General features: G+C 63.5%; 10 protein-coding genes. 9 read left to right on the top strand and 1 reads right to left on the bottom strand.

The genetic code is table 11. The features are described 5' to 3' along the window. Window positions 1-357: 357 nt before the first annotated feature. Window positions 358-1,431 carry an MBL fold metallo-hydrolase gene (locus ACT531_RS11965; protein ID WP_476017568.1) on the bottom strand — a complete coding sequence of 358 codons (1,074 nt, stop codon included), beginning with the start codon at window positions 1,429-1,431 and terminating at the stop codon, window positions 358-360. Between the two features lie 125 nt (window positions 1,432-1,556). Here ACT531_RS11965 and ACT531_RS11960 point away from each other — a divergent pair, with 125 nt between their 5' ends. From ACT531_RS11960 to ACT531_RS11920, 9 genes are all read left to right on the top strand, one after another. Next, the gene (locus ACT531_RS11960) at window positions 1,557-1,952 is read left to right on the top strand and encodes a MerR family transcriptional regulator (RefSeq protein ID WP_015015787.1); all 396 of its coding nucleotides are present in this window, start codon (window positions 1,557-1,559) and stop codon (window positions 1,950-1,952) included. A 42-nt stretch (window positions 1,953-1,994) separates the two neighbouring features. Then, complete coding sequence (locus ACT531_RS11955; protein WP_476017567.1) at window positions 1,995-2,456, top strand: PaaI family thioesterase; 462 nt, start codon at window positions 1,995-1,997, stop codon at window positions 2,454-2,456. A 40-nt stretch (window positions 2,457-2,496) separates the two neighbouring features. Continuing rightward, window positions 2,497-3,687 (top strand): isovaleryl-CoA dehydrogenase, encoded by a 1,191-nt coding sequence (locus ACT531_RS11950; RefSeq protein ID WP_291441372.1) that lies wholly within the window; start codon window positions 2,497-2,499, stop codon window positions 3,685-3,687. A 37-nt stretch (window positions 3,688-3,724) separates the two neighbouring features. Next, window positions 3,725-4,384 carry a carbonate dehydratase gene (can, locus tag ACT531_RS11945; protein WP_110960356.1) on the top strand — a complete coding sequence of 220 codons (660 nt, stop codon included), beginning with the start codon at window positions 3,725-3,727 and terminating at the stop codon, window positions 4,382-4,384. 55 nt (window positions 4,385-4,439) lie between these two features. Further along, complete coding sequence (gene aceK, locus ACT531_RS11940) at window positions 4,440-6,245, top strand: bifunctional isocitrate dehydrogenase kinase/phosphatase (RefSeq protein ID WP_476017566.1); 1,806 nt, start codon at window positions 4,440-4,442, stop codon at window positions 6,243-6,245. Between the two features lie 67 nt (window positions 6,246-6,312). Continuing rightward, window positions 6,313-7,500, top strand: a complete 1,188-nt coding sequence (locus ACT531_RS11935; protein ID WP_060985491.1) for an acetyl-CoA C-acyltransferase — start codon at window positions 6,313-6,315, stop codon at window positions 7,498-7,500. Between the two features lie 49 nt (window positions 7,501-7,549). Next, window positions 7,550-8,629 carry a DUF695 domain-containing protein gene (locus ACT531_RS11930; RefSeq protein WP_476017565.1) on the top strand — a complete coding sequence of 360 codons (1,080 nt, stop codon included), beginning with the start codon at window positions 7,550-7,552 and terminating at the stop codon, window positions 8,627-8,629. 84 nt (window positions 8,630-8,713) lie between these two features. Continuing rightward, window positions 8,714-9,382, top strand: a complete 669-nt coding sequence (locus ACT531_RS11925; protein WP_476017564.1) for an SDR family oxidoreductase — start codon at window positions 8,714-8,716, stop codon at window positions 9,380-9,382. Between the two features lie 40 nt (window positions 9,383-9,422). Next, window positions 9,423-10,553 (top strand): acyl-CoA dehydrogenase family protein, encoded by a 1,131-nt coding sequence (locus ACT531_RS11920; protein WP_476017563.1) that lies wholly within the window; start codon window positions 9,423-9,425, stop codon window positions 10,551-10,553. Window positions 10,554-10,567 lie beyond the last annotated feature (14 nt).

The following is a 10,567-nucleotide window of genomic DNA, read 5'->3' as shown; positions in this document are numbered from 1 at the left end:
GTGTGAAAGTAGGTCATCGTCAGGCTCTTACAGCCCAGAAAACCCCAGTCTCATAAAGACTGGGGTTTTTTGCTTTGCAGACATCGAAAATGCGTCAACGGCAACAGGCGCTAATCAGCACCAAGGGGGATACGATCTAGTCGGTCGGCCTCTACCTAATTAGGCCGACTGAAGAGCCCAAACATGTCAAGCTACCCGGGGGGGGAAGCTCTGGATCATTTGGTTTGGGCTACCTCGCGTTGTCCATTGAATTAGGGCAGGTCTTTCAATCAGCGCTGATCCGAATTGAAGGTCCTGCCCCTGCCTCTATCCGACACTCGACGAACGCATGCGACGCGCTTGTAGCGATATTTGTTTCTAACTGGGCGCGCGAAATCTTTGAACACTACCCGGGTCGAGAAAACGCTCCAACTTCCCCTCCATCCACAGATAGTGCAGATGCGCCAAAGCCTCTCCCATGGCAAAAGTCATTTGATGGGTGTCTAACTTGCGCTTAAAGAGAATCGGCAAAGTATCCGCAGCACTCAGGGCGTGGTCACCTGCCGCCTGCAGGATTTCCTCAAGCCGCTCTCGGTGATGGTCTTGGAGTTGTGTGATGCGGGTGGCCAGCCCTGTGAATGGCTTGCCGTGCGATGGCAGTACCAAGGTGCTCTCCGGAAGGTCCAGGTACCGCATTAGGGAATCTAAAAACAACCGCAAAGGGTTGGCTTCGGGCTCGCTGGCATGGACACTGACATTGGTCGATATGCGCGGCAACACCATGTCTCCGCTGATCAGTGTAGTGAGCTCAGCGCAAAACAATGCCATGTGCTCAGGTGCGTGGCCATAGCCGCTGATGCAGCGCCAGGCGCGACCACCGATATTGAGGATGTCTCCATCCATGAGTCGGTAAAAACGGGCCGGCAATGCGGGGACCAAGGTTGGAAAATACGATGCACGACCGCGTACATGGGCCAGAAAAGACGGGTCTTGCGCACCGTGCAACGCATAAAAATCCGCCCCCGCTTCCCCGCCAAACCCCTGTGGGTCATAGACAGCAACGCGTGCCACGTTGTAGTCGGTGGCACTGATCCACAAGCGCACATTCCAGCGCTCGCACAGCCAGTGCGCCAGCCCGATATGGTCTGGATGCATGTGGGTCACGATGACGCGCAGGATGGGTAGCCCCTCCAGGCAGTTCGCAAAGACTTGCTCCCACTGGGCGCGGGTTGCAGCGCTGTCGATGCAGCAATCCACGATGGTCCACCCGTCTACCGGCGTGCCGCCAGCATCTGGCTGACGATCGCGCAACAGCCACAGATTGATGTGATCCAGTGCAAAGGGTAGGCCCATGCGGACCCAGCGCACTCCAGGTGCGACTTCCAGGGTGGCGCCCTCGGCGGGGAGCGCGTCGCCGAGCGGGTAGTGGATCTGGTGTTCGAGTGGATTCATGGAGGCAGTGTGATGGGTTAGCATTGACGTTAACGTAAACGTCATGCACTCGATGCATTGTAGAGAGCAGCCGCCATACGACTGTCTCCTGTGCGAACCCGATACCGCTGCGTGCAGCACCCACCATGGCCAATACATACACCATCAGTGACCTCGCCAAAGAGTTTGATCTCACCACCCGGGCGATCCGTTTTTATGAAGACATGGGCTTGTTGCAGCCGGAGCGCACCGGCGCCGCAGGCCGCAACCGGGTTTACAGCGCACGCGACCGCACGCGGTTGCGCTTGACGTTGCGGGCTAAGCGCCTGGGTCTGTCTCTCACCGAGGCCAAGGAGATCATCGATCTCTATGACAGCCCCCGTGACACCGGCGTACAGCTCCGCAAGTTCCTGGACGTGCTGGTGGTCCATCGCAAACAGCTTGAAGAGCAAATGGCCGATCTGCAGGCCAATCTGGAGGAGGTGCGGGAGCACGAAGAAGAGGCGCGCTCGCTGTTGGCCAAGGTAGAAAAGCAAAATTGATTCATAATTGACGTTTACGTAAACGTAAATCAGGAGACTGCAGTGAGCACGCCCCCCTTTGAGCCGCGTTGCATCGACTTTGCCGACCGCGTGCGCGATAGCTTCGCGCGGCAGGGGGCCATGCATACGCTTGGCGCGTCGCTGGGGTTGGTGGTGCCAGGTGCTGTGGACATTGAGCTTCCCTGGGCTCCCGCGCTGACACAGCAGCATGGTTTTCTCCATGCGGGCATGGTGTCCACTGCGCTGGATTCGGCCTGCGGATATGCCGGGTTCACTCTCATGGCCGCCGATGCCGCTGTGCTCACCATCGAATTCAAGATCAATCTGCTGGCCCCAGCCAAAGGCGAGCGGTTCCGCATGGAAGGGCGGGTGCTGAAGCCCGGCCGCACCATCACCGTCTGTGAGGGCCGCGCCTTTGCCATCGACGGCAACCAAGAAAAGCTGATCGCCACCATGGGCTGCACCCTGATGGCGGTGACCGGACGCGACAACATCCAGGGCTGAGCCCTGCCCATTCCCCAACTTCTACGAGGAGACAAACCCCATGAGCATTCCTGCCAACCTTCCCGGCCTCAACTTCCAGCTGGGCGAAGACATTGACGCCCTGCGCGACGCCGTGCGCGACTTTGCACAGGCCGAAATCGCGCCCCGCGCGGCCGAGATTGACCGCAACGACCAGTTTCCCATGGACCTGTGGCGCAAGATGGGCGACCTGGGTGTACTGGGCATCACGGTGCCCGAGCAATATGGCGGCGCCGCCATGGGCTACCTGGCGCACATGGTGGCCATGGAGGAAATCTCTCGCGCCAGCGCCTCGGTGGGCCTGTCCTATGGTGCACACAGCAACCTGTGTGTGAACCAGATCAACCGCAACGGCAACGAGGCCCAAAAGGTCAAGTACCTGCCCAAGCTCATCAGCGGCGAGCATGTAGGCGCGCTGGCCATGAGCGAGCCCGGCGCAGGCTCCGACGTGATCAGCATGAAGCTCAAGGCCGAGGACAAGGGCGGCTACTACCTGCTCAACGGCAGCAAGATGTGGATTACCAACGGCCCCGACGCAGACACGCTGGTGGTCTACGCCAAGACCGAGCCTGAAATGGGCGCACGCGGCGTCACGGCGTTCCTGATCGAGAAGGGCATGAAGGGCTTCTCCATCGCCCAAAAGCTCGACAAGCTGGGCATGCGCGGCAGCCACACGGGCGAGCTGGTGTTCCAGGACGTAGAAGTGCCCGCAGAGAACGTGCTGGGCGGCGTGAACAACGGTGCCAAAGTGCTGATGAGTGGCCTGGACTACGAACGCGCGGTGCTGACCGGCGGCCCCCTGGGCATCATGCAGTCGGTCATGGACAACGTGATCCCTTACATTCACGACCGCAAGCAGTTCGGCCAAAGCATTGGCGAATTCCAGCTCATCCAGGGCAAGGTGGCCGATATGTACACCGTGCTGCAGGCGGGGCGCTCGTTTGCCTACACTGTGGCCAAAAATCTCGACATGCTCGGCACTGACCACGTGCGCCAGGTCCGCAAGGACTGCGCCAGTGTGATTCTGTGGTGTGCCGAAAAGGCCACCTGGATGGCGGGCGAAGGCGTGCAGATCTATGGTGGCAATGGCTACATCAACGAGTACCCGCTGGGCCGCCTCTGGCGCGATGCCAAGCTGTACGAGATTGGCGCGGGCACCAGCGAGATCCGCCGCATGCTGATCGGCCGCGAGCTGTTTGCCGAAACCTGCTGACCTCTCCGTAACGCCAACCTTTCACTGCAAGGACCCCATGCCCTCCTCCATCGACGACCTGTTTGTTCACAACCGCGCCTGGGCGGCCCAGATGGAGCGGGAGCGGCCAGGCTTCTTCACCAGTCTATTGGCGCAGCAGAAGCCCAAGTACATGTGGATCGGCTGCTCCGACAGCCGCGTGCCCGCCAACCAGATCACCGGGCTGGAGCCGGGCGAAGTGTTCGTGCACCGCAATGTGGCCAACGTGGTGGTGCCCACCGACCTCAACTGCCTGTCCACCATCCAGTACGCGGTGGATCAGTTGCAGGTGGAGCACCTGATGGTGGTGGGCCACTACGGCTGCGGCGGCGTGCTCGCCGCGCTGCAGGGCACGCGCGTGGGCCTGGCAGACAACTGGATTCGCCACGTGACCGATGTGCGCGACCGCCACCGCGATCTGATCGCCGCCACCGCCCCCGAATGGCGCCATGACGTGCTGTGCGAGCTGAACGCCATCGAGCAGGTGGTCAACATCGCGCAGACCACCGTCATGCTGGACGCCTGGGGCCGCGGCCAGAAGGTGACCTTGCATGGCTGGTGCTACGGGCTCAAGGACGGGCTGATCAACAATCTGCACATGTCGGTGGACAGCACCGAAGGCCTGGAATCGCTGTACAAGGCAGCGATTGCCGGCGTGGCTGCTACCCGGCGTCAGTAAGCCGGGCGCCCCCGCCACGCATGCGACAGTTGCGCTGACAAGGATGCCTGCCACCATGTTCCCGCAACGCCTGGATGCCCCCCAGGCCTATGGCATTGCTAAGGCCATGATGGACGGCTTCAACCGCCACTACCGGCTGTTTCGCACCGAGTCCGCGCGGGCCAAGCACCGCTTTGAAACCGCCGACTGGCATGGCCAGCAGCGGGCGCAGCGCGAGCGCATCGAGTTCTACGACCTGCGGGTGAAGGAATGCGTGCGCCGCCTGGAGAAAGAGTTCGAGGCCGGCGCGCAGCCCATGGATGTGTGGCACCAGGTCAAGCTGCATTACATCGGCTTGCTGGTCAACCACCACCAGCCCGAACTGGCCGAGACCTTCTTCAACTCGGTCACCACCAAGATCCTGCACCGCACGCATTTCCACAACGACTTCATCTTTGTGCGGCCTGCGGTCAGCACCGAATACATCGAGAACGACGAGCCCGCCGCGCGGCCCACCTACCGCGCCTACTACCCCACACGCGAGACGCTGGGCGACACCTTCCAGGCTATCGTCGAGAACTTCCAACTCCAGCGCGAGTTTGCCGACCTCCCACGCGACACGGCCTGTGTGGTGGCCGCCATGCGCGGCCGGCTCGACAAGGTGCGGCTGCGCACCAATTTCCAGATCCAGGTGCTCACCAGCCTGTTCTTCCGCAACAAGGGCGCGTATGTGGTGGGTAAGATCATCAACGGCTTCCACGAGGTGCCGTTTGCGCTGCCCATCCTGCATGACGACAGCGGCAGGTTGTACATCGACGCCGCCCTGTTTGGCGAAGACGACATGCAGATGCTGTTCAGCTTTGCACGTGCCTACTTCATGGTGGACATGGAGGTGCCCAGCGCCTACGTGCAGTTTTTGCGCAGCCTCATGCCGCGCAAGCCGCGCGCCGAGATCTACAACGCCCTGGGCCTGGCCAAGCAGGGCAAGACGCTGTTCTACCGCGACTTTCTGTACCACCTCAAGCATTCCAGCGACCAGTTCCGCATTGCGCCGGGCATCAAGGGCATGGTGATGCTGGTGTTCGACCTGCCGAGCTTTCCGTTTGTCTTCAAGCTCATCAAGGACTACTTTCCGCACCAGAAGGAAACCACGCGCGAGCAGATCAAGGCCAAGTACCTGCTGGTCAAGCAGCACGACCGCGTGGGCCGCATGGCCGACACGCTGGAGTACAGCGAGGTGGCCTTTCCGCGCGATCGGTTCGACGACGCGCTGATTGCCGAGATCGAGAAGTTTGCCCCCAGCCAGCTTGAAATCAGCGACCGCGATGGCGACGGCCAGACCGAGGTGATCATCAAGCACCTGTACATCGAGCGGCGCATGATCCCGCTCAACATCTACCTGCAGGAAGCGTTCGACACCGGCCTCTCAGACCCCCGCGCGCGCCAGCAGATGGAGCACAGCGTCATCGAATACGGCAACGCCATCAAAGACCTCGTGGCCGCCAACATCTTCCCCGGCGACATGCTCTGGAAGAACTTTGGCGTCACGCGCAACGGCAAGGTCGTGTTCTACGACTACGACGAGATCGAATACCTCACCGACTGCAACTTCCGCCGCGTGCCCACGCCGCGCAACGAGGAAGAAGAGATGAGCGGCGAGGTCTGGTACAGCGTGGGCCCGCGCGATGTGTTCCCCGAAACCTTTGGCCCCTTCCTGCTCGGCAACGATGCGGTGCGCGAGGTCTTCATGCAGCACCACGCCGACCTGCTCGACGCTGCGTTCTGGCAGTCGCACAAGGAGCGCATCCAGGCGGGTCATATGTTTGATGTTTTCCCCTACGACACGGAGCGGCGCTTTGCGCACGGCGCTGCGGCCCGCTGAGCGCCCGCCAAAACCCCGATTTTCCCCTCCCACTTTTCCTCAGACCCTTACCCAGGAGACCTTCACCATGTCCATCCAAGACCCCATCGTCATCGTTGGCGCTGCACGCACCCCCATGGGCTCGTTGCAGGGCGACTTCTCCAGCCTGGCCGCGCACGACCTGGGTGGCGCCGCCATCAAGGCCGCCATCGAGCGTGCCGGTGTCTCGCCCGACGCCGTGGGCGAAGTGCTGTTTGGCAACTGCCTGATGGCCGGCCAGGGCCAGGCACCCGCGCGCCAGGCGGCGTTCAAAGGCGGCCTGCCCAAGGGCGCGGGCGCCGTCACGCTCAGCAAGATGTGCGGCTCCGGCATGAAGGCCGCGATGATGGCGCACGACATGCTTCTGGCGGGCACGCACGATGTGATGGTGGCGGGCGGCATGGAGAGCATGACCAACGCCCCCTACCTGCTGCAAAAAGGCCGAGGCGGCTACCGCCTGGGCCACGACCGCATCTTCGACCACATGATGCTCGACGGCCTGGAAGACGCCTACGAGGCCGGCCGCAGTATGGGCACCTTTGGCGAAGACTGCGCTGCAAAGTACCAGTTCACCCGCGAGCAGCAAGACGCGTTTGCCACCGCCAGCGTGCAGCGCGCCAAGGCGGCCACTGAGTCGGGCGCCTTCGCGGCCGAGATCGTGCCTGTGACGGTGAAGGACCGCAGTGGCGAGCGCGTGGTGTTGGTGGATGAAGGCCCCGGCAAGGTCAAGCTCGAAAAGATCGCCACGCTCAAGCCCGCGTTCAAGAAAGACGGCACCATCACTGCGGCGTCGAGCTCCAGCATCAACGACGGCGCGGCCGCGCTGGTGATGATGCGCGAGTCCACCGCCAAGAAGCTGGGCGCCAAGCCCCTGGCCCGTATCGTGAGCCACGCCACCCACGCGCAAGAACCCGAGTGGTTTGCTACTGCCCCGCTGGGCGCCACGCAAAAGGCGCTGGCCAAGGCCGGCTGGCAGGTGGGCGACGTGCAGCTGTGGGAGATCAACGAAGCCTTTGCCGTGGTGCCCATGGCGCTGATGAAGGAGCTGGATCTGCCCCACGACAAGGTCAACGTGAACGGCGGCGCCTGCGCGCTGGGCCACCCCATCGGGGCCAGCGGCGCGCGCATCATGGTCACGCTGATCCACGCCCTCAAGGCGCGCGGCCTGACCAAGGGCCTGGCCACGTTGTGCATCGGCGGTGGCGAGGCCACGGCCGTGGCGCTGGAACTCGTCTGAGGCCACAGGCTGGAGATGGGATGATCCCCGACTTTGTACAAGGACCGCGATGACCACTCCCTCTCCCGCCATCGGCGCCTTTTGGCGCGCGTTTTCGGATGCCCAGGCATCGCTCCAGGCCCTGCCGCTGCGCGAGCGCGTGGGGGCGGCCAATGCGCTGATCGATCAGCACCTGGAAGGCCTGGCGCTGGAGATGTCCGGTGACGATGCTGATGCGGTGGTGGACCTCATTGTCACGGCCCACGGCAGCATCGAACGGTTTCCGCTGGTGGCGCAGGTGGTGGCGGCCGCACCCGCGCTGCCGCACTACCGCGTGCGTGCGTTCCGCGAGCGCACCACGCAGCCGGACTTTCCCATCGGCATGGAAGGCTTCGAGCTGTCCACCGCCGAAGTGCTGGTGGCGCTGGAACAGGACGGCGGGCAGGCGGCGCTGGAGATCCGCTTTGGCCGCGAGATTCCCAGCGACTACCAGGACCACGCGCGCAACATGGCGTTCATCATGCTCGACCACGTGCTGGGCGAATATGACTTTGCCGTGAAGGTGGGCGCGGTGGACTTTGTGGGCGAGCCGGACGATGCCCACACCCCCTGGGTGCCGTTGAGCCAGCTGCCCCCGGTGTTCGACCGCTACTGGACCGAGACCCTGGGCCACACCGGCCACTTCCCCACGGGCGAGGCCGAGTGGGACGGGCTGGAGCTGCAGTTTGACTGCCCCATCGACGAGGATGGCAACGAACTGCCACCCGACGACATCGACAGCGAAGGCGCGCCCGAGACCGGCGTGGTCATGGTCAACACCAGCGCCAACGCGGTGGCCATGCGCGCCGACCTGGCCTACGCCCTGACCGTGGACCTGGCGGTGTCCGACAGCGACACCCTGACCGCCGTGCAAGACCTGCAGGACCAGGCCGCTACCGTGCTGCAGGTGCCGCAACTGGGCATTCTGGTGCTGACGCTGATCCGCGCGGGGCGCCGGCAGGCGCTGTACTACGTGAGCGACGAACAGCTGGCCAAGCAGGCGCTGGCACCCCTGCTGCTGCGCGACGAGGCAGCATCGCTGGAGCTGAAGGTGGCGTACGACCCCGCGTGGTCGGGCTATTTCGAGTACGCCGGCTACCTGTCTGCCTGAGCGTGCGATGTTGCCTTGATTACTCCTGAATTGATAGCTGCTAACGAATGATGTACTAGCGCTTGCGGCACATTGGGCTTGAAAATGAACACCATACTCGTGATCGGCGCGTCCCGGGGCATCGGCCTGGAGCTGGTGCGCCAGTACACTGACGCCGGGCGCCGCGTGATCGCCACCGTGCGCGACGATGCCGGCCGTGAACGCGTGCTGGCGCTGGGCGCCGAGGCGCTCACCGTCGATGTGGCCAACCCCGCCAGCGTGAGCGGCCTGGCCTGGCAGCTCGACGGCGAAAAGCTGGACATGGCGCTCTATGTGGCCGGCGTCATCCGCCGCCCCAACGCGCTCACCCCGCCCACGCAGCAAGACTTTGATGCCGTCATGCACACCAACGTGCTGGGCGCCATGCAGGCCATTCCGCAGGTGGCGCCCCTGGTGGCGGATGCGGGCGGCGTGTTTGCTTTTCTGTCGTCCTCCATGTCGCAGATCGGCAGCGTGCCGAACAGCGGCTCGTGGCTGTACCGCACCAGCAAGGCTGCGCTGAACATGGCTGTGGCCGCCGCGCAGCACGACTACCCCGGCGCCACGCTGGTCACCATCGACCCCGGCTGGGTACAGACCGACATGGGCGGTGGCGGTGCCCCGCTGACGGTGGAAGACAGCGTGCGCGGCCTGCGCAGCACCCTGACCAGCGTGACCGCTGCCGACAAGGGCCGCCTGCTGCACCACGATGGCCGCCGCGCTGCCCATTGGTGAGCTTTTTGAATTTCTGAACAACGACTCTGGAGACACTCCCATGCTGCTGACCCAAGACCAGGAAATGATCCGCGACGCAGTGCGCGACTTTGCTCAGACCGAGCTGTGGCCGCACGCCGCGCGCTGGGACAAGGAACACCACTTCCCCAAGGAGGCCCACCAGGGCCTCGCCGCGCTGGGTGCCTACGGCATCTGCGTGCCCGAAGAGTTTGGCGGCGCCAATTTGGACTACGTGACGTTGGCCCTGGTGCTGGAAGAAATCGCGGCCGGTGATGGCGGCACCAGCACCGCCATCAGCGTGACCAACTGCCCGGTCAACGCCATCCTCATGCGCTACGGCAACGCGCAGCAAAAACGCGACTGGCTCACGCCGCTGGCGCGTGGCGAGATGCTGGGCGCGTTCTGCCTGACCGAGCCGCATGTGGGCTCCGACGCCTCTGCCCTGCGCACCACGGCGGTGAAGCAGGGCGACGAATACGTGATCAACGGCGTCAAGCAGTTCATCACCAGCGGTAAGAACGGCCAGGTCGCCATCGTGATCGCCGTCACCGACAAGGGCGCGGGAAAGAAGGGCATGAGTGCCTTCCTGGTGCCGACCAGCAACCCTGGCTATGTGGTGGCGCGGCTGGAAGACAAGCTGGGCCAGCACAGCAGCGATACGGCGCAGATCAACTTTGACAACTGCCGCATCCCAGCCGAGAACCTCATTGGCGCCGAGGGCGAAGGCTACAAGATCGCGCTGGGCGCGCTCGAAGGCGGGCGCATTGGCATCGCCGCCCAAAGTGTGGGCATGGCGCGCAGCGCGTTTGATGCAGCGCTGGCGTATTCCAAGGACCGCGAGAGCTTCGGCACCGCCATCTTTAACCACCAGGCCGTGGGCTTTCGCCTGGCCGACTGCGCCACGCAGATCGAGGCCGCGCGCCAGCTCATCTGGCACGCCGCTGCGTTGCGCGATGCGGGTAAGCCCTGCCTGAAGGAAGCCGCCATGGCCAAGCTGTTTGCCAGCGAGATGGCCGAGCGCGTGTGCAGCGCCGCCATCCAGACGCTGGGCGGCTATGGCGTGGTCAACGACTTTCCGGTGGAGCGCATCTACCGCGACGTGCGCGTGTGCCAGATCTACGAAGGCACGAGCGACGTGCAGAAGATCATCATCCAGCGCGCGCTGGCCTGAGAGGCTGAGAGTCT

It is taken from the genome of Acidovorax sp. DMC1, assembly GCF_056314325.1.
The sequence above is the reverse complement of the archived record's forward strand: the minus strand, read 5'-3'. Positions and strand labels throughout refer to the sequence as shown.

Bases quoted from the DNA above. Each gene is read 5' to 3' on its own strand.
- ACT531_RS11960 (WP_015015787.1), top strand. From the start codon at position 1,557: ATGGCCAATACATACACCATCAGTGACCTCGCCAAAGAGTTTGATCTC.
- ACT531_RS11925 (WP_476017564.1), top strand. From the start codon at position 8,714: ATGAACACCATACTCGTGATCGGCGCGTCCCGGGGCATCGGCCTGGAG.
- ACT531_RS11930 (WP_476017565.1), top strand. From the start codon at position 7,550: ATGACCACTCCCTCTCCCGCCATCGGCGCCTTTTGGCGCGCGTTTTCG.
- ACT531_RS11935 (WP_060985491.1), top strand. From the start codon at position 6,313: ATGTCCATCCAAGACCCCATCGTCATCGTTGGCGCTGCACGCACCCCC.
- ACT531_RS11965 (WP_476017568.1), bottom strand. From the start codon at position 1,431: ATGAATCCACTCGAACACCAGATCCACTACCCGCTCGGCGACGCGCTC.
- ACT531_RS11950 (WP_291441372.1), top strand. From the start codon at position 2,497: ATGAGCATTCCTGCCAACCTTCCCGGCCTCAACTTCCAGCTGGGCGAA.
- aceK (WP_476017566.1), top strand. From the start codon at position 4,440: ATGTTCCCGCAACGCCTGGATGCCCCCCAGGCCTATGGCATTGCTAAG.
- can (WP_110960356.1), top strand. From the start codon at position 3,725: ATGCCCTCCTCCATCGACGACCTGTTTGTTCACAACCGCGCCTGGGCG.
- ACT531_RS11920 (WP_476017563.1), top strand. From the start codon at position 9,423: ATGCTGCTGACCCAAGACCAGGAAATGATCCGCGACGCAGTGCGCGAC.